This is a genomic window from Ruegeria sp. AE4, from assembly GCF_056542185.1.
In genome coordinates this window covers 252,805-276,826 of sequence record NZ_JBQFZK010000002.1, presented here as the reverse complement: position 1 = coordinate 276,826, position 24,022 = coordinate 252,805, and the positions used below count along the sequence as shown (strand labels likewise).

Here is a 24,022-nt window from a genome sequence, read left to right as displayed (position 1 = left end):
GGGGGCAATCGCGCATTGGTGTTTTTCCGACCTTGCGGCAGTCGGTTTTTTGATTGACCCGCCAATCGGGAAATCCAATGGTAGCGGAAACGCAAATTCCATGAGGCGCTGATGCAAACCATTCAGGAACCCGCACGCCAAATCCCCGTCATTCATCAAACCGATGTCCTGGTCGTGGGCTCTGGCCCTGCCGGGTTGGCAGCGGCGCTTGCAGCGGCACGTGCGGGGGCCGAGGTATCTTTGATTGATCGGTTTGGCTGCATGGGTGGCAACATCACTGCCGTCGGCGTCGAAGGATTTGCCTGGTACCGGCACGAGCAAACCGTCGAGGCAGGTGGCATCGGGATGGAATTCGAGACCCGCGCCAAGGAGATGGGCGCCGCCGTTCCGGAAAGCCAGTCGCTGAGCTATGAGCTGGACAGCGAAGGCTTCAAACTGGTCGCCGACAAGCTGGTCGAAGAAGCGGGTGTGCATCCGATGTTGCATCGGCATTTCGTGGCCCCGATCCTGGAAGGTGACCGGATCACCGGCGTCATCACAGAATCCAAAGCCGGGCGCGAAGCGATTTTGGCCAAGGTCGTCATCGATGCCACCGGCGACGCGGATGTGGCCCACCGCGCGAGCGCACCGACCCACAAAACTCCGCGCGAGGACATGATGGCCGCTTCGGTCATGTTCCATCTGGCGGGCGTCGATAAACGCGCCTTCATGGAAGGTGTGAAAGCTGACCCGCAGACCTACAAGGACTGGGGCGGCGGCGGAGAGTGGAATATCGAAACCTCGGGGAAAGAGGACGACATGTTCTCACCCTTCGTCAAGAAACCGTTCCAGCAAGCGATTGATGAGGGGCTGATCCCGCCGCACCTGAATACCATCGCCGGAACCTGGGGCGCGATGCATGACACGGGCGAGCTGACCTACATGAACCTCATCCATCTGGCCGAGATCGATGGCACCGACCCCGACAGCCTGACGCGCGGCGAGATTGAAGGCCGCCGCCAGACCATGCTGGCCATCGACGCGCTGCGCCGGTTCATGCCCGGTTGCGAAAACGCTCGTTTGCGGAATTTTGGGATGACCATCGGCATCCGCGACACCCGCAAGATCGACGCGGTTTACAACATGACCGAAAACGATGCCCGCCATCAGGGCCGGTTCGAAGATACAATAGGTATCTATCCCGAGTTCATCGACGGCTATGGCATTCTGATCCTGCCAACTACGGGGCGGTATATGCAAATCCCTTATCGGTCGATGCTGCCCAAGGGCATCAAAGGCCTGCTGGTTGCAGGACGGTCACATGGCGCGGACCGGGTGGCGCATGCCGCCACGCGCAACATGGCCTGTTGCGCGGTCATGGGTCAGGGCGCGGGAATCGCCGCAGCGGTATCATTGAAAAGCAATCAGGAGCTGGACCAGCTGAATCTGGCACCTGTTCACGCGGAACTGCAACGTCAGGGGGTGAGGATTCACTGATGGACAATATCCCAACGATTGACATCGCGCCTTTGACTGCCCCGGGAACCGAAGCCTATGACGCGACGGTCCGGCACATCCTTGCGGCCTGTCAGGGGATCGGCTTTTTGTCGATCACCGGAACAGGCGTATCCCGGCAGACCGTGGATCAGGTGCGTCAGATCACCCGAGAGATTTTTGCCGTCGATGACGCAGGAAAATGGGATCAGGCCATCACCCGCGCTAACTATCGCGGCTATATTCCCATGGGGTTCTTCACACCCAATGATGGCTCGGGCAAAGCCGACAAATACGAGGGGTACAAACTGCACCACGAGGTCGCAGCAGACGACCCGGTGCGTGAGGATTGTGCGTTATACGGGCCGAACCTCTGGCCGGACGATGTACCACGCGCGAAAGAGGTCATTCTGGGTTACTGGCGGCAACTGGATCGCGTCACCGATCTGTTGCTGGGCGCGTTAGAAGCAGGGTTGGATTTGAAAGCCGACTCGCTGCGCGGTGCATTCCGGGACCCGATGACCAACATGACCCTGTTGCATTACCCGCCTCAGGCCGAAGATGAGGCAGGCTATGGCATCCATCCGCACAAGGATACCGACGCCTTGACCATCATTGCCCCCGATCCGGTGGGCGGGCTTGAGGTGCAGACCCGCAGCGGCGGCTGGATCACGCCCGACTGCCCGCCCGGTGGTTTCGTGGTGAATATCGGCGACATGCTTGAACTGTGGTCGGGCGGGCGGTTGAAATCCACGCCCCATCGGGTTGTGAACCGATCGGGTCAGGAACGGTATTCTTTTCCCTATTTCGCGGTGCCCCGTCACGACGTCGTCGTCGCGCCTTTGCTGCCACCCCTGCCCGGCTTTGACCGTCCGGCGGTTCATTGCGGGCACTGGTCGGCCGAGATTTGGCGTACGAACTGGCCCGATGAGACCGCCACCAAAGACACGCCTGAATTGGGAACCTTGCGCGGCTGACCCCTGCAAACCCAAGCGCCATGAACCGCTTGCATCATGGGCTTTGATGCGCCAAGAACACCTGCAAGGGCCTGAACAGGGGGATCGACATGGCTTTGCCGGTTAAGGATCAGCTGAGATACTGGAGCATCGCCGCTGCGGTTTTCGCGTTGATCCTGTGGGCCCTTGGCGATGTCTTGTTGCCTTTTGTCATCGGCGGGGCCATTGCCTATTTCCTTGATCCGGTCGCTGACCGGCTGGAGCGGCTGGGCCTGTCGCGTATGGCCGCCACGGCTGTCATCACGGTCGTCGGTGTTCTGGGATTTGTACTGGCAATTCTGATGGTGGTCCCTGCGCTGATCACCCAGTTGCTGGATCTTGTCGATGTACTGCCTGATCTGTTCAAACAGTTGCGCAGTTTCATAGAAAAACAATTCCCGTCATTGCTTGACCGGGAATCAAGCACGCACGCGATGCTAGTGTCCTTTGGCGAAACGCTGAAATCCAAAACCGGGGACGTTATGCAGACGCTGCTGACCTCGCTGGGTTCCGCGATCAACATCGTTGTTCTGTTGGTCATTGTGCCGGTCGTGGCCGTCTACTTGCTGTTGGACTGGGACCGCATGACCGCCCGCATCGGAGAGCTGCTGCCACGTGACCACGCTCCCATCATCAGGCGGCTGGCCGGCGAGATCGATGCGGTTCTGGCCTCGTTCGTGCGCGGCATGGGAACAGTTTGTTTGATCCTTGGCACCTATTACGCGGTCGCACTAATGCTTGCTGGTCTGCAATTCGGCCTGATTGTGGGTTTTATCGCGGGCCTGGTCACGTTCATACCCTATCTGGGCGCCCTTATCGGAGGCTCGCTGGCCATTGGGCTTGCGCTGTTTCAGTTCTGGGGCGACTGGGCTCATATCGGGCTTATCGCGGGTATCTTTGCCATTGGGCAGGTCACTGAAGGCAATTTCCTGACACCCAAGCTGGTCGGCAGCTCTGTCGGGCTGCATCCGGTTTGGTTGCTGCTGGCCCTGTCGGTCTTTGGCGCGCTGTTTGGCTTTGTGGGCATGTTGGTGGCAGTCCCGGTCGCCGCAGCATTGGGCGTTCTGGCCCGCTTTGCCACATCGCTATACCTCGACAGCAGATTGTACACTGGTCTTGAAGGTCTGGATCAGGAAACCGAGTAAATGGCCCGACAACTCAGCTTTGATCTGCCCGCCAAAACTGCGCTCGGGCGAGAGGACTTCTTTGTGTCACCGGCCAATGCGCTGGCGGTGGCAATGATCTCGGCCACGTCCTGGCCCGGCAACAAACTGGTGCTGAGTGGGCCTGCTGGCGCGGGCAAAACCCATCTGGCCCATGTCTGGGCCGCTGAAACCGGCGGTCGAATCCTTCAGGCCAGAGACCTGAGATATGACGATGTGCCAGACCTGGCGCGTATGCCGATTGCGATCGAAGACGTGCCTTTGATCGCCGGCGATCTCGAGCTGCAAAAAACGCTGTTCCACCTGCATAATCTTGTTCTGGCCGAGGGGCACCCCCTGCTGATGACAGGCCGTCTTGCACCGAAATTCTGGGAGTTGCCGCTGGCCGACCTGCAAAGCCGGGTCGAAGGCGCCCATCACGTCGCACTGGATCCGCCCGATGACGCATTGCTGGGCGCAGTACTTGCCAAGCTGTTTGTCGACAGGCAGCTCAACCCCGGCCCCGATGTCATCGCCTATCTTGTCAAGCATATGGACCGGCGGTTTGAAAGCGCAGCCGACGTTGTATCCCAACTGGACCAACTGGCCCTGGCTGAAAAACGCGACATTACACGCGCGCTTGCCATTCGCGTACTGAACACGGCCCCGGATGAGGTCGAGACCAATGATTGACCCGCTGACGTCAATTTCGCATCCTCAGGCAGAACTATCTGGAACACACATGGATCAGACCGTCAAAACCGATATCCCGGACTGGGGAACGTTCGGAAAGCCCCTGTTTGACAAACCGGACGCACGGGCGCTGTCGCGCGTCGGGGTTGTCGATGTCGGGTCGAACTCGGTCCGGATGGTCATTTTCGACGGGGCGGCCCGATCACCGGCCTATTTCTACAATGAAAAGGTCATGTGCGAACTGGGGGCGGGCCTGTCCGAAACCGGGCGACTGAACCCGCGTGGCCGCGAACGCGCCTTGTCGGCACTACGACGGTTCCAGCACCTGGCAATGGATCTGGATTTGCCCGGTTTGCATGTTGTCGCCACCGCTGCTGTGCGCGAAGCCTCGGATGGGCCCGAGTTTTGCGACCAGGTGCAGGCTGAAACCGGTTTGCAGGTGTCTATCATTGACGGTGACGAGGAAGCCCGCCTGTCGGCGCAGGGTGTCCTTTTGGGGTGGCCCGGAGCCTATGGATTGATCTGCGATATTGGCGGATCGTCGATGGAATTGGCCGAAATCGGCGGTGGTCAGGTCGGCCGTCGCGTAACCTCGCCGCTTGGGCCGCTGAAACTGCGCGACATCAAAGGCGGGCGGCGCGCGCGAAAAGCGCATATCAAGGAAACGATGGAGGATCTGCGCAATCAGATGGGCCAGCAGCGAGACCGTTTGTTTCTGGTCGGCGGCAGCTGGCGCGCCTTTGCGCGGCTGGACATGCTGCGGCGGGGCTATCCGCTGAACGTTCTGCATGAATACCGCATGACCACCAAACAGGTGCGCGAGACGATCAAATACATCGAAAAACACGATGGCGAAAAGCTGCGTGCTCAGGCGGGCGTGTCGAGCTCGCGCATGGCGCTTATCCCGTATGCGATGGACGTTCTGGCGCGGCTGATCCGCACGTTCAAACCCAAAGATATCGCCATCTCAAGCTATGGGATTCGCGAGGGGTTGCTATATGAGCAGATGCCGCAGGAAGTGCGCGATCGCGACCCGCTGATCGAAGCCAGCCGGTTCTCGGAAGCAAAGGACGCGCGCCTGCCAGGATTTGGCAGCAATCTCTATGATTTTGTCATCCCGCTGTTCAGATCGGCACCGCCCAGCAAAGTGCGCCTGATCAAGGCGGCCTGCCTGCTGCACGATGTAAGCTGGCGCGCGCATCCCGACTATCGGGCCGAGGTGTGTTTCGACAACGTCACGCGCGCCAATCTGGGTGGTTTGAAGCATTCCGAGCGTGTCTTCATCGGATTGGCACTGCAACACCGCTATCGCAACAAACGGGAAGGCAACCGGTTCTCTCGGCTTTACGAATTGCTGGATGAAAAAAGCCAGAAACAGGCCGAGATTCTGGGCAAGGCCATGCGGTTTGGCGCGATGCTGTGGATGCACAACGATGCCAATATGGGGCAGCTCAAGTTTTTCCCCAAAAAGCGAGAGCTGGAACTGTATCTGCCCGAGGCCGCAGCCCCCCTGTTCAGCGAAGTGGCAGAAGCCCGGTTAAGCGCCTTGGCAGCAGCGCTGAAATCTCAGACTCGCGTGATTGTCAAAGGCTGACATTTGAGCGGGTCAGATATCTGTAGGTCCTTCGGGCACCTCGATATCCCGCTTTTCAGGCTCAGATGGCTCTTGGGTCGGTTTTCTGCGGATAATGATATCGCCATTGGGCAGGATCTCGGGCGGCTCATAAACGCTCCAGTCCTTGACCTCAGCCGCCAGTTCAGCAAGCGCCGGGCCCATCTGCTGCAAGAATGACTGCATCGCCGGGCCAAGCTCTTCCGCCAGACCCAGCAAGTTTTCCAATGCCGGTTCCATTTCCTTGCGCAGACCTTCGAAAAACAGTTCGGCCCCCTGTTCCATCAGGGATTTTTCATTGTCTTCCTGCGCCATTGCAGGCGCGGCAAGGAACACTGAGATCGTACTGATCAGCAAGATGCGTTTCATACCTGACATATAAGGCCCGTGTGGCAGGCTGGAAAGGTCACAGTTCAATATCAAGCGTGACCGGAAAATGATCGGAGGCCGTCAAAAGCGCCTGCCGCAATTCCGGTTCAGCCCAACAGGCGGCATCCTGAAACGGGTGCCAGATACGCCAGGACGGGCGATATGCTTGCAGGTCCGTTGTAATCATTATGTAATCCAGTAATGCGTCCAGAAATTTACCTTCTTCCGGGCGGGCAAAGCGCGCAGTAGCAGGCACCGGCCCGGGCCGAAACCTGTAGGCTGTGACGGCGTTCGGGTCGAACAATCCGGCTTGCAGCAACACCTCGACCGACGAGCGGCCAAAGAGGTGCTCAAACTCATCCAGCCCGGGGCCATCGTTCAGATCGCCCAGCAAAATGACGGGCTGTTTTTGCGCAACATGCCATTCGACGCGCCGTGCAAGCCAGATCGCTTGCGCCAGCTGTTTGCGGCGATTGGCAATCGAAATCCGGATCGCCTCGTCCCGCGATTCGGCACCGTGCGGTGCCTTGGATTTCAGATGTGCCCCGATCAGGCGGATGTTGTGCCCCGCTTGCGTCGTCACCGCCAGTTCCATCGGCGGTTTGGAGAACCGCACGACATCCTCGGTCGCATCAATGTCGAGGTCGATTTTGAATACACCATCGAACCGGGGGGCTGTGGTATCTGCAATATCTCCCTTGGGATCGTGGCGAACACTCAGCACCGTTCTGTCATAGAGCAATGCCAGTTCCTGATGCGTGTCGTTTGCATAGCCCATCACCGCATCAGACGTGCGCAAGTCGAACGCTTCGGCAAAGGCTTGCAGGGCCCGAACCGTGTTCTGACGTCTGCCCGTGTTGGGCGCCTCGACGATTACAATCGCATCAGCGTCAATGGCAGTCAGAACCTTGGCAATCGCTTCGATCTGCTGCGCTTTGGTGACGTCGTGCCTGCCGGACCAGCTGTCATCGACGATCAGCCTGTCTTTCTGGTCAAACAGATTGGCGAACCATTCGATATTATAGGTCGCCAGCCGCATCTGATCAGGCCCGCGCGCCGTTGATTTCATCCCAGGCGCGATTGATGTCGATCATCTTTTTCTCGGCCAGCCGGATCGCCTCTTCGGGGACACCCCGGGCCATCATGGCGTCGGGGTGCGTTTCCCGAACCAGCTGCCGCCAGACATTGCGAATGTCGGGCAGCGGCATGTCATGTGGAACGCCCAGAACCGTGTAAGGATCGTTTGGCGCATCCGGAACAAAGCGCGCCCGCAGTGCTTTGAACTGCGCGTCGGTTTGCCCGAAAATCTGGCTGACATCTTCGAGAAACGCGTTTTCGTTCGGATGATAGAAACCATCCGCCATCGCGATGTGAAAAAGACCTTCCATCAGGTCACACAGGGTTGTGCTGTCTTCGGAAAACATGCGGGCAATTTTGCGGGCGTAGTCCTGATATCCCGCCACGTCCGTACGGGCCATGTTGAAGACGCGGGCTGCACCTTCCTCATCTTCGCGCGCGATCTGAAACACGTCGCGAAAGGCGGTGACCTCATCACGGGTCACCTGACCGTCTGCCTTGGCCATTTTGGCACCCAGTGCGATGACCGCAATCGTAAAGGCCACGGACCGTTCCGGTGGCGAGCGTAGTTTTTCAAAAACTGCGGTCAGGCTTTCGCCCTGGGCAAGCGCGCTGAGCGCATCGGATATGCGAGTCCAGATCGACATGACCGCACCCTAGCGTCACAATTCAGGACTGTCAGGTCCAACAGGTCATTCATCACCAAGAATTTTCTGCATCAGCACAAGGTCCAGTCGCTGGCCGAATTTGAAGCCGACTTCGGGCATCAGCCCGACTTTCGAATAGCCAAGTGCGGCATGAAACGCCTCGGCCCCCGGATTGGCCGAGGATATGCCCGCGACCAGAACATGAACGCCTTGGGCTTGCGCAATATCCTGAAGCGCGGACATCAAAGCACGCCCCACCCCTCTGCCGCGCGCGTCCGGTAACAGCTGGATCGTATGTTCGCATGTTTGCGCATAACCGGGCCCGGTGCGGAAAGGGCCATATGTGGCAAAGCCGATAACGTGGCTGTCGTGCTCGGCAACCAGATAACCAGGCACGCGTGCCTTGATATCTTCGGCAATCTGGGCGGCGCTGCGTTCGTCCGTCGTGAAAGTGACCAAAGTGTCCCGGATGATCGCATTGGTGATCCGGGCAATGGCGGGTGCATCTGACACTGTGGCCGGGCGTATGTTCATTCCAGCACCCGAAGCCCATGAGGTGTCTCGATCTCTGCCTGCAAAGCCGCGGGGCCGGTATCGAACACCACATGATCCAGCTCACCCAGTTGACGGGCTAGTGTCAGGGCGTCGGGGTGGTAGACAACCAGACGCCGCAACCGGCACGCGCTGTCCTGCAACATGTTTGCCGGGTGCAGGTCGCCCTGCCATTCGATAAGGGCGGGAAACAGATTGTCAAACGGCAAACGCCCCGTTGGCGGAACCGCCATGCGCCATTGCAACGCGCCGCGGGTCAGATCGATGGGCTCTCCGGTGCCATCGGGGAAGATCGACAGTGTGGCCACGATATCCTCGACCCGGCATATCCAGTTCGTCAAACGCGGTCCGCCCTGAAAATTGTCCAGATCGAACCATCGCGGCCTGCCCGGAGGGTGCGCCTGCGGATCGATGGCAATCGCTTCCAGATAGAGCCCATCCCTGAGCCCCAGCAGCCTGTTATGTGTCCCGAATGTTTCGTGTTTCCCACCGGGTTGCAGTGCAACACCAAGCGCCTGTTCGATATGCGCAGACGCTTCTTCAAGCGTTTCGCCCGCGACGGCCAGATGATCGAGTAACATGTGCACCCTCCTGCGAAAACGACCGGACCCAAAGGGATCCGGTCGCATGTTTTCGCCATTGGCGCAGGATCACAAGAGCTTTCGTTGAAAGTCTTGCCTTATGTCAGGGCCGCGCTTCGCGGATCAGGCGCAGAATGTCCTGAGCGGCCTCGGGAATGTTGGTGCCCGGACCAAAGATGGCCTTAACCCCGTGGTCATACAGGAACTGGTAATCCTGCTGCGGGATCACCCCGCCACAGATCACAATGATATCGTCGGCCCCTGCTTTCTTCAGCTCTTCCACCAGCTGCGGTGCCAGCGTTTTATGCCCCGCCGCCTGCGAGGAAATACCGACCACATGCACGTCATTGTCCACCGCGTCCTGCGCGGCCTCGGCCGGGGTCTGGAACAAGGGGCCAACGTCTACGTCAAACCCGATATCGGCGAACGCGGTGGCAATCACCTTGGCCCCACGGTCATGACCGTCCTGCCCCATCTTGACCACCAGCAGACGGGGGCGACGGCCTTCGGCCTCGGCGAATTCCTCGATGGATTTCTGGATCGCGGCAAAGCCTTCGTCACCCTCATAGGCCGCGCCATAAACGCCGGCCAGGGTTTTCACTTCGGCGCGGTGGCGGCCGAATTCCTTTTCCATTGCCATGCTGATCTCTCCTACGGATGCGCGGGCGCGGGCGGCCTCGACCGCAGCAGCCAGCAGGTTTCCGCCCTCTTGGGCAGCCTTGGTCAGGGCGTCCAGCGCCTGTTGGCAAGCAGCCTCGTCACGGGTTGCACGGATACGTTCCAGCCGCGCCACCTGCGCCTCGCGTACGGCGACGTTGTCGACATCCAGAATGTCGATCGGGTCTTCCTGTTCCTTGCGGTACTTGTTGACGCCAACAATCACTTCGTCGCCCCGGTCAATCATGGCCTGACGACGGGCCGCGCTTTCCTCGATCCGCAGCTTGGGCATGCCCGAGGCAACCGCCTTGGTCATGCCACCCATCTCCTCGACCTCTTCCATCAGGGCCCAGGCTTTTTCGACCAGTTCATTGGTCAGGCTTTCGACATAGTAGGAACCGGCCAGCGGATCGACCACATCAGTTACACCGGTTTCTTCCTGAAGCACGAGCTGCGTGTTCCGCGCGATGCGGGCCGAGAAATCGGTGGGCAGCGCAATTGCCTCGTCCAGAGCATTTGTATGCAGGGACTGGGTGCCCCCAAGAACTGCACTCATCGCTTCATAGGCGGTGCGGATGACATTGTTGTAAGGGTCTTGCTCCTGAAGCGATACACCGGAAGTCTGGCAATGGGTGCGCAGCATCTTTGAACGTTCGGACTTTGCTCCAAACTCGGTCATGACGCGATGCCACAGCGTGCGCGCGGCGCGCAATTTGGCGATCTCCATGAAGAAATTCATGCCGATGGCAAAGAAGAAGGACAAACGACCAGCGAACTTGTCCACGTCCATCCCGGCCTCAGTCGCGGCACGGACGTATTCACGCCCATCAGCCAGCGTATAGGCCAGTTCCTGTACAAGGTTCGCCCCGGCCTCTTGCATGTGATAGCCCGAGATCGAGATCGAGTTGAACTTGGGCATCTCGTTCGACGTGTATTCGATGATGTCCGAGATGATCTTCATCGACGGTTCAGGCGGGTAGATATAGGTGTTGCGCACCATGAATTCTTTCAGAATGTCGTTCTGAATGGTGCCGGACAGGACAGATTTGTCGTGACCCTGTTCTTCACCCGCAACAATGAAACTGGCCAGGATCGGAACAACCGCGCCATTCATGGTCATCGAGACCGAGACCTTGTCCAGTGGGATGCCGTCGAACAAGATCTTCATATCTTCGACGCTGTCGATGGCAACGCCTGCCTTACCGACATCGCCCACAACGCGTGGATGGTCGCTGTCGTAGCCGCGATGTGTCGCCAGATCGAAGGCAACCGAAACGCCCTGCTGGCCTGCTGCCAGGTTGCGGCGATAGAAGGCGTTGGATTCTTCGGCGGTTGAGAAACCCGCATATTGGCGGATCGTCCATGGACGGCCCGCATACATCGTGGCCTTAACACCGCGAGTAAACGGGCCAAAGCCCGGCAACGACCCCATATGCGGCAGATCGGCGGTGTCTTCCTGGGTATAAAGCGGTTTGACCGCGATGCCTTCCAGCGTTTCCTTGGTCAGGTCGTCCAACGGACGTCCGCGCAGCTCTTTCTCGGCAAGCGCTGTCCAGTCCTTTGTGTCGGTCATTTCGATTTCCTCTCGTCAATACGGATGGCGGCCGCTGAAAGCGTCCGCGCCAAGGTCCTGCACTTGGCCTGATCATCCAGGCGCAAGCGCGAAAATGTGGTCACCCGGCGCAAATCGCCGGTCGCAATCGCGGGCACAGGGGCTATATTCGATAGAACAGGAGGCCACATGATACGCACGCTTGCCTTTGTTTTCTCGGCACTAATCCCTCTGGCTGCCCTGGCGGCAGACGGAACCGCGACGTCTGATGACAGTTTTGTCCGCCCGGTGGGTGAAAGTGAACTCAGCGAGTTTTTATGGGTCAAACGCCCCATTGTGGTTTTCGCTGACACGCCCGCCGATCCGCGGTTCAAGCAGCAGATCGATATGCTTGTCGCAGAAGAAGCAGCCATGCGCGACCGCGATGTCATCGTGCTAACAGACACGGACCCGTCTGCCCGGTCCCCGATCCGGACCAAGCTGCGACCGCGTGGTTTCCAGATGGTGTTCGTCGACAAGGACGGCGTGGTCAAATTGCGCAAACCCAGCCCGTGGAGCGTGCGTGAGATTGGCAGATCTATCGACAAGACCCCCCTGCGCGAACGCGAGATCCGCGACCGGCGCGAAGGGGGCTGAACGCTTTCGCCACACCCAATGGCCCCGGCGCGATGCGCCGGGAACGTTGGAATGTATATCGAAAGCGCCAACATGGTCACTCGAACTCGATGATCACGTCGTCCACAGCAAGGCTGTCACCGGGGCCTGCATTGACTTTGGCCACCACGCCCCTCTTTTCGGCACGCAGGATGTTTTCCATCTTCATCGCCTCAATCGTGCAAAGCGCCTGACCTTCCTGCACTTCCTGCCCCACTTCGACATCGACCTTCACGACTAGGCCCGGCATTGGGCAGAGCAGCAACTTCGAGGTATCAGGCGGCAGTTTTTCCGGCATCAGTTTGGCCAGTTCCGCCTGCCGTGGGCGGCGCACATGTACTTTCAAGTCCGCGCCGCGGTTGCGAACGCGGAAACCGCCCGAGATCTTGCCGATTTTCAGAACCAGCGGGCTGCCATCCACGTCCAGAACCGCAAGTTGATCGCCCGGCGTCCAGTCCGACGCGACACGCAGGGACGATCCGTCGTCAAACTTGACCGTTGACCCCTCTTTGTCGGCATTGACCTGCACGGCGAAATCCTGCCCCTGCAATGTCACAACCCAGCGCTTGCCTACTTTGCGTTCGTGATTGTCCATCCGGCCCGACACGCGGGTGCGCCGGATTTCGGCGACGCGGTGCATCGCGGCGCAGGATGCAGCAATCCGGCGCAGATCCACTTCGGGCAACGTTACGCCCTCGAACCCGTCTGGATATTCTTCAGCGATAAAGGCCGTTGTCATGTCACCGCTGACAAACTTCGGGTGATCCATCACTGCCGACAGGAACGGCAGGTTGTGACCGATGCCTTCCACTTCGAAACTGTCCAACGCCACGCGCATCGCTTCGATTGCTTTTTCGCGGGTCGGGGCCCAAGTGCAGAGCTTGGCGATCATCGGGTCGTAATACATACTGATCTCGCCGCCCTCGTAGACGCCGGTATCGTTACGTACGGCGGTTTCGCCTTCGGGGGCTTCACCCTGCCATTTACCGTTGACCAGCAACGGACCGGCCGCGGTTTCCTGCGGCGGGCGATACCGGGTCAGACGACCGATCGACGGCAGGAAGTTGCGATACGGGTCTTCCGCATACAGACGGTTTTCAATCGCCCAGCCGGTCAGGGTCACGTCATCCTGCGTTATCGATAGCTTTTCACCCGCTGCGACACGGATCATCTGCTCGACCAGATCGACGCCGGTGATCAGTTCCGTGACAGGGTGTTCCACCTGCAGGCGCGTGTTCATTTCGAGGAAGTAGAAGTTCTTGTCTCCGTCCACAATGAACTCGACCGTACCAGCACTCGCGTAGTTCACGGCCTTGGCCAGAGCGACAGCCTGTTCACCCATCGCCTTGCGGGTTTCGGGATCAAGGAAGGGTGACGGCGCCTCTTCCACCACTTTCTGGTTCCGGCGCTGGATCGAGCATTCACGCTCGCCCAGGTAGATGCCATTTCCGTGACTGTCGCACAGAACCTGAATTTCGATATGGCGCGGCTGAGTTACGAATTTTTCGATGAAGATCCGGTCATCTCCGAACGAGTTTGCGGCTTCGTTCTTGGACGACTGAAAGCCTTCGCGCGCCTCTTCATCGCTCCACGCGATGCGCATGCCCTTGCCACCACCACCGGCGCTGGCCTTGATCATGACCGGATAACCGATGTCGTTCGAGATCCTGACCGCCTCGTCCGCGTCTTCGATCAGCCCCATGTAACCCGGAACCGTCGAAACTCCGGCCTCCTGTGCGATCTTCTTCGACGTGATCTTGTCGCCCATGCTTTCGATTGCACCGACAGGGGGGCCGACAAAGGCAACACCTTCGGCCTCGAGCGCCTCGGCGAATTTCGAGTTCTCCGACAGGAAGCCATAGCCGGGATGAACCGCCTGCGCACCGCTTTGACGGATGGCATCCATGACCTTGTCGATCACAATGTAGGACTGGTTCGCCGGGGGCGGACCGATATGCACGGCTTCGTCGGCCATCGACACATGCAGCGCGTTCTTGTCCGCGTCCGAATAAATGGCAACGGTGCCGATACCCATCTTGCGGGCGGTCTTGATGACCCGGCAGGCGATCTCGCCCCGGTTGGCGATCAGGATCTTATTGAACATGAAACGTCCTTTGGCTTGGTGTTCCGGAAACGCAAAACGCCGCCGCAGGGTACGATCCCCACGACGGCGTGATGCGCAATGATGGCTGAGGCGCCAGGCGCCCCGAAGGATATGCGTTAGTTACAGTTGTTCTGTGTCTTGCAGTACAGCACGTTGCCCGCTGCGCCGACGGCCGCGCCAAACAGCGGGTCGGCATTGAGGACCGCGGCCCCCACAGCCCCGGCACCACCGCCAAGGAGTGCCTGTTCGCCCGTGGTGTCACCGCACGCGGCCAGACCCGCACAGGTCGCCGCAACAAGGATGAGTTTCGAGAATCGCATTGTGTCTGCCCTTTTAGGTTTCTTGGTTCCTTTGGGATCAGATGCGCGAAATGGGGCCTGTTATTCAATATCAATGCAGCTGCAGGCAGGTTTTGTGCAGGTTTTCGCTTCTCTTTGGCCGTGGAGGCCAAAAAGAAAAACGCGGACAGGTCTATGTGGGGAACACAAGCCTGCCCGCGCAAGGAAGGGGTACGGAATAGTAGGTGCATGTGCGGCGCAGGCAAAGTAGAGCCGCACGGCCCATTCAGTTTGCACGGCACAATCTGTTGAGCAAACACAGTATTGTTTCCCTGGGACAACTCGGCTGGTTTCTGCCCAAGCCACAACATGGCGCGCAACATCGTGCCGACAGCATTCAAGTGAATTACCAGCACGAAAGCCCCGTTCACCGTCACAGTTTCGTTACAAAATGGGTCGCTTCCGATGCTTTCTGCGGTTGCAGCATCACGAATCGCCGCCACTCCACCGGCGAAGGAATTACGGCGCAACAGCGCGTTAGATGACAGGTTCAAGACGCTGTGATTCAAGAAGTCGAAAAAGGCACATTTTATTGAGAAATCAGATGGTTCTATTCTCTTTCTCGTGATTTCCAAAGATTTCTGCTGCGTGAAACGGTCCTTGGGCACACTCGCACTCAAAGGAACACCCACATGACTATGACTAGAAAAAAGGCACTCCTGCTCGCTGCCTCTGCGCTCAGTGTGACCGGCACGTTTGCTGTTGCCCAGGACGCCCAGACCCAGGCCGAACTCGACGCTTTGCGCGCCCGGGTCGAGGCGCTGGAAGCCGACAAAAGCGGCCCCGCCAACGGAGATTTCCGCATCGGCAACACCGTTTTGGACGTTTACGGATACGTGAAGGCCGATTTCTTCTATGACTTCGACTACGATCAGGGGGATACGGCGTTCGTGAATGTTATCGGCGAACCCTCGGCCGCGACCGATGGCACCTTCGGGGCAACCGTTCGCCAATCGCGGATCGGACTGCGCACCACCACCCCAAGCGGGATCGGTGACATTGGCGGACAGCTTGAGCTTGACCTGTTCGGTTCCGGCGGCACGGCTGAATTGCGCATTCGCCATGCCAACATCACCATCGGCGATCAGTTCCTGATTGGTCAGTACTGGACCAACTTCCAACCATTGGACACCTACCCGACCACTGTCGAATTCAACGGCCCCGTGGGTATCGCATTCGCTCGTGTCCCACAGCTGAGATACACCGGACAGCTTGGCAGCAATGCACAGTTTGCGGTCTCGATCGAAGAGAACGTCAGCGGGTCGAATTCCGATGATCCCGTCCTGACGGCCTCGGCGGAATATAACGACGGTACGTACATTGCCCGTGGTGCCGTTTTGTACGGTAAAGCCAATTCCGGCAATGTCGAAGTGGATCAAACCGGCTTTACGCTTTCCGGCGGCATTCGCCCCTGGCAAGGCGGGTTGTTCCAAGTCAACTACGTCACAGGTGAGGCGCTTGGCCCGTACCTGATCGGTCTCGGCGATGCCATCGTCGGTGGGCAGGCCAACGATGTGGATGGCTACACCGTGGAATTCAGGCAGGACATCGGTGCAAAATGGAATGTCGGCATTGCTTACGGTCGTGAAGACTATGATCTGCCGACCTCGACCGGCACGCTGTCCTTCACCGAACTGGAAACCATCCATGTCAACGCGTTCTACAAGGCGACAGACAGTCTGACGCTCAGCGCCGAATACATCTATGGCGAGAGGAACGACGCGCCCACCGGCAGAACCTTTGATGGCAGCCGCGTTCAGCTTGCGGCCCAGTTGAACTTCTGAGACCACACATATTTCCTGCCCGGTTTCGGGCAGGATTTTCCCGAAACCGGCCATGATTGGTTTATGTGCGGCTGCGAATGTCACAATCAGTCCATCCCGTCGATGATGTCCGGGAAGGATGCGCGCGCAGCGTTTACGTCGATAACGAGCAAGGCATCATAACTGGCCGGATCAAAGGGATCTTCTGCCGCGATGACTTCGCGCCCGAATAGCCAGCTCAAACGCCCCGCATCCAGATTGCCCCGTTCGAACGGCTGGTCACCGAAATGGGCCCAAAGAGCCTCCATGAACGCAATATCAGCGCGCCTGTCCGCAGGTTTACGATCCCGAAACCGCTCGCGCTGCGTTAACGGTGTAACGCCCTTTGGGTTGGCGCGACGGATGGTGAACTGAAAGTCGGTGCCTGAAAGGCGACCGGGAAAACCACGATGCTTCAGCATGAAAGGCCCCCCTGTGTCATACTTGCAGACAAAAGCAATTCGAGCCCGAAAAAGGATGGGGTCATGATGCGCACCTCCAAAGCCGCACAGTTGGTCTGAGATGCTTTGTACTCATGGCGTCTTGCGGTCATGGTCAAAGCCCCTCCCAGATACACCGGGACTGCTCCAGCCGGTAGGCCTCAAAAAACTGGGTCGCATCAGGGGCGGCATCGCCAAACTCTACCGGGCGATCGGACAAAGAGATCACGACCCGCGCCGGATGCAATTCATGCTGAGCGACATATGGAATGGCCAGAATCTGGCACAGGTGCTCCATATCCTTCGACGCCACATCATACCCAATCCGCCCTACTGACGCGCCTATTCTGGGCGCGATAAAGCGAAAGCGCAGCCAAAGCTCGCCAGGGTTGTTGTCCAGCAGGACATCGCTCAGTTGCACTGGCTGGCCCGACGGAACCGGCAACAACGTATCGGAGTCTGCAAAAGCAGGATGGCTGAAGGCGAGAGCAACCAGACAAATGGCGCGACCCCGGACCCACCAGCGGCGAGCTCCTCCTTCCGGGGTCGCGCGCGCAGTACGATTAGTCTGCGCGGTTCTATGTCTGACGGGTCGGATCATTCAACTATTTGCCGGTTTTTGTCAATTCCGCCTCAATTTGAGGGGGTTTCAGCCTCGGAACCGCTGTGACGGTCAAAGATTGAGCGGGGCGGGCCATCCCGCCCCTAGATGGATCACAGCGGGATATTGTCGTGCTTTTTCCACGGGTTCTTCAGCTGTTTGCCGCGCAAGCTGGCAAATGCCCGGGATACACGACGGCGGGTCGAATGCGGCATGATCACCTCATCGATGAAGCCGCGCTCGGCTGCCACGAAGGGATTTGCAAATCGGTCTTCGTAATCCTTGGTATGCGATGCGATCTTGTCGGCATCCCCCAGATCGGCGCGATGAATGATCTCGGTCGCCCCTTTGGCCCCCATGACCGCAATTTCGGCGGTGGGCCAGGCATAGTTGAAATCACCGCGCAAATGCTTGGAGGCCATAACGTCGTAAGCACCGCCATAAGCCTTTCGGGTAATCACCGTCACCTTCGGCACAGTTGCCTCACCATAGGCAAAGAGCAACTTGGCCCCATGCTTGATGACACCGCCATATTCCTGGCTTGTTCCCGGCAGGAAGCCAGGAACGTCGACCAGTGTCAGGATCGGGATTTCGAAGCAGTCACAGAAGCGCACAAAGCGCGCAGCCTTGCGCGACGAGTCGATATCCAGACACCCGGCCAGCACCATCGGCTGGTTTGCGACGACGCCTACGGTCTGACCTTCCAGCCGGATGAACCCGGTAATGATGTTCTTGGCAAAATCTTCCTGAATTTCATAGAAATCGCCCTCGTCCGCCACTTTGGCTATGAGTTCCTTCATGTCGTAGGGCGTGTTCGGATTCTCTGGCACAAGAGTGTCCAGCGAAGCCTCGATCCGGCCGGGCTCGTCAAAGAACGGGCGCACGGGTGGCTTTTCGCGGTTGTTGAGGGGCAGGAAGTCCACCAGGCGCCGCACCTCGGCCAGCGCTTCGACGTCGTTTTCGAACGCGCCATCAGCGACCGAGGATTTCTTGGTATGGGTCGAAGCCCCGCCCAGTTCCTCGGCAGTCACCACTTCGTTGGTTACGGTCTTCACCACATCAGGGCCGGTCACGAACATGTAAGAGGTGTCTTTGACCATGAAGATAAAGTCGGTCATCGCCGGGCTGTACACCGCGCCACCCGCACAGGGGCCCATGATAACGCTGATCTGCGGCACCACACCCGAGGCCATGATGTTGCGCTGGAACACTTCGGCATACCCCGCCAGCGAAGCCACACCTTCCTGAATGCGCGCGCCGCCCGAATCGTTGATGCCAATCACCGGCGCACCGTTCTGGACCGCCATGTCCATAATCTTGCAAATCTTCTGAGCATGGGTTTCCGACAGCGATCCGCCAAAGACGGTAAAATCCTGGCTGAACACATAAACCATGCGCCCGTTGATCGTACCCCAGCCGGTGACGACGCCGTCACCCGCAGGCTTTTGTTTTTCCATTCCGAAATCGGTGCAGCGGTGGCTGACGAACATGTCAAACTCTTCAAAGCTGCCCTCGTCCAGCAGCAGTTCGATCCGTTCTCGTGCGGTCAGTTTGCCGCGCGCGTGCTGGGCATCGATCCGTTTCTGCCCACCGCCCAGACGTGCGTTGTCGCGGCGGTCTTCCAATTCGGAAAGAATGTCTTTCATGACGACTATCCCCTTATAAATTTGCCGGGACCCTACCTGCTTGGGCCGCTCATCCAAAGCTATTTTCGGCAAATTTGCAAAATTTCAGCAACAGTAATTTGGATAACTGCAAAACTGCGAATTTTTACAGGCAATTCTGCGAATGGCTGGCAATCCGAAAATCCACAGCTATACATGTGAACCATGCAGTTCAGCTCTGACGCGGTCCACCGCACACCACCCACATTGGCGACGCTTGTTTTACTCTCGGGCCTGTCCGCCCTGAGCATGAACCTGTTTCTGCCCAGCCTGCCAAACATGGCCGAGTATTTCGAAACCGATTACAAGGTCATGCAGCTGTCGATTGCGCTTTATCTGCTGATCAATGCCATTCTGCAAATTCTTATAGGTCCAATTGCGGATCAGGCAGGACGCAGACCAGTTTTACTGTGGGGCCTTGGCCTGTTCCTGATGGCGACCCTTGGGTGCATCTTCGCCCCCAATGCCACGGTTTTTCTGGCGTTCAGGATGTGTCAGGCGGTAGTGGTCGTCGGTATGGTTCTCAGCCGCGCAGCGGTGCGGGATATGTACGATCAGGATCAAGCTGCCTCGATGATCGGTTATGTGACGATGGGCATGGCCGTGGTTCCGATGATCGGCCCTGCCATCGGCGGCTTGCTGGAAGTGAGTTTTGGTTGGAAAGCGAATTTCTGGCTGCCCTTTGCCGTGGGTCTGCTGACTATGGCACTGACCTATTCGGACTTTGGGGAAACATCGGCAAAAAGCGGCAAAACGCTCGTCCAGCAATTCAAGGAATACCCCGAACTTCTGACCTCGCCACGGTTCTGGGGATATTCACTGGCTTGTGCCTTCTCATCGGGTTCGTTTTTCGCCTATCTCGGCGGCGCACCTTTCATCGGCACCGAATTGTTCGGGTTGAGCGCGGCACAGGTTGGCATTTATTTTGGCGCACCTGCGGTTGGGTATTTTGTTGGTAATTTCATGAGCGGGCGTTTTTCAGTGCGGTTCGGTGTGAACCGCATGGTTCTGTGGGGAAGCCTGCTCAATGCGTTTGGCGTCGCTGTGTCGGCATTGCTGTTTCTGGCCGACCGTGGAACCGCACTCAGTTTCTTTGGGTTCATGACATTTGTGGGCGTCGGCAATGGCATGGTCATCCCCAACGCAACCTCGGGCGCGCTATCAGTGCGCCCTCAACTGGCTGCAACCGCCTCGGGTCTGAGTGGCGCCATTATGTTAGGTGGCGGCGCCGGGCTGAGCGCGCTGGCAGGTGCCCTGCTGACACGTGAAACCGGCGCGATGCCGCTGCTTTGGCTGATGCTGGCAACAGGCGTTCTGGCAATCGTCGCAATTTCAACTGTCGTACGAAGAGAACGGCAATTGGGGCTGTAACCGCTTGCCCCAATGACTTTGCAAAGTTAACCTCGGAAATTGGAAAACTTGCAAAGGCGCCCAATGGCCACCCAAAAGCTCTATGCCGGCGCGAAACTGCGCGAAATGCGAACGCGCCTGACCCTGACGCAGCGTGAATTTGCCGCCAAACTGGGCGTTTCACTGCCCTATCTGAACCAGATGGAAAACAACAACCGGCCGATTTCGACCACGGTTGTGCTGGCTCTGGCGCAGGAATTCGGAATGGATGTTACCGAACTCAGCACCGGCGACAGCGAACGTCTTGTTTCAGACATGCGCGAGGCGCTGGCCGATCCAGTTTTTGCCGACATACAGCCCCCTCTGGCCGATCTGCGCCTGACGGCATCCAACGCCCCCGCCCTGGCGCGCGCGTTTATCGAATTACACAAAACCTACCGGCAGACGCATGAACGACTAGCCTCGCTGGACGAGGCTTTGGGGCGTGAAGATGCGCGTATTCAGGCCAGCCCCTGGGAAGAAGTGCGCGATTTCTTCCACTATTGCGACAACTACATCGACGCCGTGGACAGGGCCGCAGAACTGTTTGCCAACCGCGCCGACGGGCCTGGTGGTATCCGGCAAGCCGCCCTGAGCAGCCTTTCAGAGCGCGGAATTCAGGTGGTTATTTCAGATATGGGCCCATTGCGCGCTTATGATGTCGACAGCAAAATTTTGCGCCTGTCCTCCCGTGCAGCGCCGCAGACGCAGGTGTTCCAGCTTCTGTTGCAGGTCGCGCTGATCAGTCAGGACCAGTTGCTGGAGGCGACGCTGGATTTCGCCAAATTCCAAAGCGACGAAGCCCGCGCCATCGCCAAGATCGGTCTTGCCAACTATTTCGCTGGTGCCTCTCTGATGCCTTATACCGCGTTTTTGACCGCCGCTCAGGAAGAGCGTCACGATCTGGAGCTGCTCAGCAACCGGTTCGGCGCGTCGGTCGAGCAGGTTGCACATCGGCTGTCGACACTACAGCGTCCCGGCGCCAAGGGCATCCCGTTCTTCTTCGTTCGGGTTGATCAGGCGGGGACGATCACCAAGCGGCACTCGGCCACACGCCTGCAATTTGCGCGCTTTGGTGGGGCTTGCCCGCTTTGGAACGTGCATCGGGCCTTTGAAACACCCGGTCATTTCCTGCGGCAGCTGGCGGAAACGCCTGATGGTGTTCGCTATATCTCGCTGGCGCGGGATGTCTCAAAATCGGGGGGCTCGTTCGGTGCGCCGGTCAGACGGTACGCCATAGCGCTGGGATGCGAGGTCCGTCATGCCCCGGCGCTTGTTTATGCCGACAACCTCGACATCAACAATGCCAGTGCCTACGAGCCCATCGGTATTTCCTGCCGCATCTGCGAGCGGCAAACATGTCACCAGCGTTCGGTTCCGCCGCTGGAACGTCGTCTGAGCATCGACACCCATATTCGCGGCACCCTGCCCTATGAAGTGACCTGATCTTAGTCTGATTTATTATCCCACCGCAGTCGCGTCTCTGGTCACGACGGGGGCAGAGCCCCCGCCAGTGGTTTAAGCCTTGGACAGGATCGCCCAGATCTCATCCTTTAGCGCGGCGCGTTTTTTTCGCAGATCAACCTCGGCCAGCTCCTCCATGGGTTCGACATTGGTTTCGGCGCGGTGTACTTCGCGGTTGACCTCATGATACTCATCAGCCAGCCGGGCAAAATGCGCATCCGACTGCTTGAGCTGGCTCATCAGTTCAACTTTGTCCGGAAACTCTTCGGCCAGTTCATGCGGGGTGTGAGACATCTCTGTTCGCTCCTTCATATGTCGTTGCAAATCAGTGATAGAAGCGTGACCGGGTTATCGCTTTGACCGGGATCAACTACCCGCAATAATCCCGCGAATTTCAAAAAAAGCTCCACGCGCCATCCTGCCGTGCAGAAGGCAAGTTAAGCTGAAACGTGGCTCAACCTTATCTGGACAAGAACGCTGAACCTTTTCCTAACATGCCCCCGGCAAGCGCTGAATAGCGTATTCAACCGGGAGCAGTTAAGTATCATTATCGCTGCGCGGTTGCCCAGCCGGGGTGGATCCACGGGCGATCATTGGCCTTGGGTAACGGGTCTTTGCCCAGCAGAGAATCCGATACTTTCTCGCCCACCATGATCGAGGGCGCGTTGAGATTGCCGTTGGTGATCTGCGGGAAAATCGAACTGTCCGCGACGCGCAGCCTGTCCACGCCGATGACGCGACCCTCGGGATCGACCACCGCACCTTTGTCATCCGCACGCCCCATCCGGCAGGTGCCACAGGGGTGATAGGCGCTTTCGGCATGTTCCGCGATAAAGGCGTTCAGCTCTTCATCGGTTTGCACAGCGGCACCCGGCTGAATTTCCTTGCCCGCATAGGGTTTGAAAGCGTTTTGTCCAAAGATTTCGCGGGTCAACCGGATACAGGTGCGGAAGTCTTCCCAATCCTCTTCATGGCTCATGTAGTTGAACTTGATCACCGGCGCGTCTGCGGCTTGCGCAGATCGCAATGTGACCGCCCCGCGTGACGGGGACCGCATCGGGCCGACATGCGCCTGGAACCCGTGCCCCTCTGCCGCCGCCTGTCCGTCATAGCGAACTGCGATCGGCAGGAAGTGGTACTGAATGTCAGGATACTCCACACCCGGCTTCGACCGGATGAATGCCGCGCTTTCAAACTGGTTCGATGCGCCCAAACCTGTCTTGGTAAACAGCCATTGCGCCCCGATCAGGCCTTTGCTGAACAGATTCCAGTGTTTGTAAAGCGTAATCGGCTGTAGCGAAGCTTGTTGAATATACAGCTCCAGATGATCCTGAAGGTTCGCACCCACCCCCGGACGATCCGCAACGACGTTGATCCCATGTTCCACCAGATGCGCGCCCGGGCCGATACCGGACAGCATAAGCAGTTTGGGCGAGTTGATCGAGGACGCGGCCAGAACGACCTCGCGCCGGGCCTTGATGATCTCTTTCTTGCCGCCACGGATCAATTCCACACCAGTGGCGCGACCGTTTTCCATAACAACCCGAGACGCAAGACCCCGCACGATATCACAATTGTCGCGTTTGAGCGCGGGCTTCAGATAGGCATTTGCCGCCGACCAGCGCCGCCCTTTCCAGACGGTCTGCTCCATCGGGCCAAAGCCTTCCTGCTTTTCTCCGTTATAGTCGCCGGTGACCTCGTATCCCGCTTGCTGGCCTGCATCGACAAAGGCCTGAAACAGTGGGTTTGCGCGTGGACCGCGCGACACGTGCAATGGGCCGTCAGTGCCGCGCCAGGCCGGATCGCCCCCATGGCCGCCGTCATGCCATGTCTCCATGCGTTTGTAATAGGGCAGCACATCCGCATAAGACCAACCGTCAGCCCCCATCTCGGCCCAGGTGTCGAAATCGCGTGCGTGACCGCGCACATAGACCATGCCGTTGATCGACGACGACCCGCCGATCACCTTGCCGCGCGGGCAGGCCAGACGGCGGTTGTTAAGATGCGGTTCGGGCTCGGACTGATATCCCCAGTCATAGCGCGACATGTTCATCGGATAGCTGAGCGCGGCAGGCATCTGGATAAACGGCCCCATGTCGGTGCCACCGTGCTCGATCACAAGGACCGAGGCCCCACCTTCGCTCAGACGATATGCCATTGCGCAGCCTGCGGACCCTGCGCCAACGATGACAAAATCTGCTTCCATATTCACAACT

Annotated in this window: 22 protein-coding genes; 9 read left to right on the top strand and 13 right to left on the bottom strand. The window is 58.5% G+C overall.

Going from position 1 to position 24,022, the window contains the following annotated elements:
- The first annotated feature begins 111 nt into the window (after positions 1-111).
- The 5 genes from ACR0EK_RS05595 (at position 112) to ACR0EK_RS05575 (ending at position 5,897) form a co-directional block, all read left to right on the top strand.
- A complete protein-coding gene (locus tag ACR0EK_RS05595) occupies positions 112-1,476 on the top strand; it encodes an FAD-dependent oxidoreductase (protein ID WP_480899104.1) in 1,365 nt (454 codons plus the stop codon).
- Entirely contained in the window at positions 1,476-2,450 is a 975-nt protein-coding gene (locus tag ACR0EK_RS05590; protein WP_480899106.1) for an isopenicillin N synthase family dioxygenase, read from the top strand. Before ACR0EK_RS05595 ends, ACR0EK_RS05590 begins: the two co-directional genes overlap by 1 nt.
- An 89-nt stretch (positions 2,451-2,539) precedes the next feature.
- Positions 2,540-3,613 (top strand): AI-2E family transporter, encoded by a 1,074-nt coding sequence (locus ACR0EK_RS05585; protein ID WP_267365997.1) that lies wholly within the window; start codon positions 2,540-2,542, stop codon positions 3,611-3,613.
- Positions 3,614-4,303, top strand: a complete 690-nt coding sequence (locus ACR0EK_RS05580) for an HdaA/DnaA family protein (RefSeq protein ID WP_480899108.1) — start codon at positions 3,614-3,616, stop codon at positions 4,301-4,303.
- Between the two features lie 49 nt (positions 4,304-4,352).
- On the top strand, positions 4,353-5,897 hold the full coding sequence (locus ACR0EK_RS05575; protein ID WP_480486354.1) for a Ppx/GppA family phosphatase: 1,545 nt from the start codon (positions 4,353-4,355) through the stop codon (positions 5,895-5,897).
- Between the two features lie 12 nt (positions 5,898-5,909).
- On the opposite strand, the gene ACR0EK_RS05570 is transcribed toward ACR0EK_RS05575, so the two are convergent.
- The 6 genes from ACR0EK_RS05570 to scpA form a co-directional block, all read right to left on the bottom strand.
- The gene (locus ACR0EK_RS05570) at positions 5,910-6,284 is read right to left on the bottom strand and encodes a hypothetical protein (RefSeq protein WP_480486355.1); all 375 of its coding nucleotides are present in this window, start codon (positions 6,282-6,284) and stop codon (positions 5,910-5,912) included.
- A 37-nt stretch (positions 6,285-6,321) separates the two neighbouring features.
- Positions 6,322-7,323: an endonuclease/exonuclease/phosphatase family protein gene (locus tag ACR0EK_RS05565; RefSeq protein ID WP_480545819.1), complete on the bottom strand. Its 1,002-nt coding sequence runs from the start codon at positions 7,321-7,323 to the stop codon at positions 6,322-6,324.
- A gap of 4 nt (positions 7,324-7,327) precedes the next feature.
- Complete coding sequence (locus tag ACR0EK_RS05560) at positions 7,328-8,008, bottom strand: molecular chaperone DjiA (RefSeq protein ID WP_267365678.1); 681 nt, start codon at positions 8,006-8,008, stop codon at positions 7,328-7,330.
- A gap of 45 nt (positions 8,009-8,053) precedes the next feature.
- Positions 8,054-8,542: an N-acetyltransferase family protein gene (locus ACR0EK_RS05555; RefSeq protein WP_480967650.1), complete on the bottom strand. Its 489-nt coding sequence runs from the start codon at positions 8,540-8,542 to the stop codon at positions 8,054-8,056.
- Positions 8,539-9,141, bottom strand: coding sequence for a VOC family protein (locus ACR0EK_RS05550; RefSeq protein WP_480967649.1), 603 nt, complete (start codon positions 9,139-9,141; stop codon positions 8,539-8,541). Before ACR0EK_RS05550 ends, ACR0EK_RS05555 begins: the two co-directional genes overlap by 4 nt.
- A gap of 103 nt (positions 9,142-9,244) precedes the next feature.
- Positions 9,245-11,371, bottom strand: coding sequence for a methylmalonyl-CoA mutase (scpA, locus tag ACR0EK_RS05545; RefSeq protein ID WP_480967648.1), 2,127 nt, complete (start codon positions 11,369-11,371; stop codon positions 9,245-9,247).
- 168 nt (positions 11,372-11,539) lie between these two features.
- Here scpA and ACR0EK_RS05540 point away from each other — a divergent pair, with 168 nt between their 5' ends.
- Complete coding sequence (locus ACR0EK_RS05540) at positions 11,540-11,986, top strand: DUF4174 domain-containing protein (RefSeq protein WP_480967647.1); 447 nt, start codon at positions 11,540-11,542, stop codon at positions 11,984-11,986.
- Positions 11,987-12,062: 76 nt separating this feature from the next.
- Here the strand turns inward: ACR0EK_RS05540 and ACR0EK_RS05535 are convergent, their stop codons facing one another.
- Together ACR0EK_RS05535 and ACR0EK_RS05530 are read right to left on the bottom strand one after the other, a co-directional pair.
- Positions 12,063-14,108 (bottom strand): ATP-binding protein, encoded by a 2,046-nt coding sequence (locus ACR0EK_RS05535; protein WP_480899112.1) that lies wholly within the window; start codon positions 14,106-14,108, stop codon positions 12,063-12,065.
- A gap of 116 nt (positions 14,109-14,224) precedes the next feature.
- Positions 14,225-14,428, bottom strand: a complete 204-nt coding sequence (locus tag ACR0EK_RS05530; protein WP_209504584.1) for a hypothetical protein — start codon at positions 14,426-14,428, stop codon at positions 14,225-14,227.
- 650 nt (positions 14,429-15,078) lie between these two features.
- Here ACR0EK_RS05530 and ACR0EK_RS05525 point away from each other — a divergent pair.
- The gene (locus ACR0EK_RS05525) at positions 15,079-16,230 is read left to right on the top strand and encodes a DcaP family trimeric outer membrane transporter (RefSeq protein WP_480481956.1); all 1,152 of its coding nucleotides are present in this window, start codon (positions 15,079-15,081) and stop codon (positions 16,228-16,230) included.
- 86 nt (positions 16,231-16,316) lie between these two features.
- Here the strand turns inward: ACR0EK_RS05525 and ACR0EK_RS05520 are convergent, their stop codons facing one another.
- From ACR0EK_RS05520 to ACR0EK_RS05510, 3 genes are all read right to left on the bottom strand, one after another.
- A complete protein-coding gene (locus ACR0EK_RS05520; protein WP_480481958.1) occupies positions 16,317-16,670 on the bottom strand; it encodes a hypothetical protein in 354 nt (117 codons plus the stop codon).
- 133 nt (positions 16,671-16,803) lie between these two features.
- Entirely contained in the window at positions 16,804-17,133 is a 330-nt protein-coding gene (locus ACR0EK_RS05515; RefSeq protein WP_480492721.1) for a DUF6497 family protein, read from the bottom strand.
- Positions 17,134-17,402: 269 nt separating this feature from the next.
- Positions 17,403-18,935, bottom strand: coding sequence for an acyl-CoA carboxylase subunit beta (locus tag ACR0EK_RS05510; RefSeq protein ID WP_480582916.1), 1,533 nt, complete (start codon positions 18,933-18,935; stop codon positions 17,403-17,405).
- Between the two features lie 183 nt (positions 18,936-19,118).
- Here ACR0EK_RS05510 and ACR0EK_RS05505 point away from each other — a divergent pair, with 183 nt between their 5' ends.
- A complete protein-coding gene (locus ACR0EK_RS05505) occupies positions 19,119-20,324 on the top strand; it encodes a multidrug effflux MFS transporter (RefSeq protein ID WP_480899115.1) in 1,206 nt (401 codons plus the stop codon).
- 63 nt (positions 20,325-20,387) lie between these two features.
- The gene (locus ACR0EK_RS05500; RefSeq protein WP_480967646.1) at positions 20,388-21,788 is read left to right on the top strand and encodes a helix-turn-helix domain-containing protein; all 1,401 of its coding nucleotides are present in this window, start codon (positions 20,388-20,390) and stop codon (positions 21,786-21,788) included.
- A 72-nt stretch (positions 21,789-21,860) separates the two neighbouring features.
- On the opposite strand, the gene ACR0EK_RS05495 is transcribed toward ACR0EK_RS05500, so the two are convergent.
- Together ACR0EK_RS05495 and betA are read right to left on the bottom strand one after the other, a co-directional pair.
- Positions 21,861-22,100 (bottom strand): HP1242/YdcH family protein, encoded by a 240-nt coding sequence (locus ACR0EK_RS05495; protein WP_209504591.1) that lies wholly within the window; start codon positions 22,098-22,100, stop codon positions 21,861-21,863.
- 253 nt (positions 22,101-22,353) lie between these two features.
- Positions 22,354-24,012 carry a choline dehydrogenase gene (betA, locus tag ACR0EK_RS05490; RefSeq protein WP_480899117.1) on the bottom strand — a complete coding sequence of 553 codons (1,659 nt, stop codon included), beginning with the start codon at positions 24,010-24,012 and terminating at the stop codon, positions 22,354-22,356.
- Positions 24,013-24,022 lie beyond the last annotated feature (10 nt).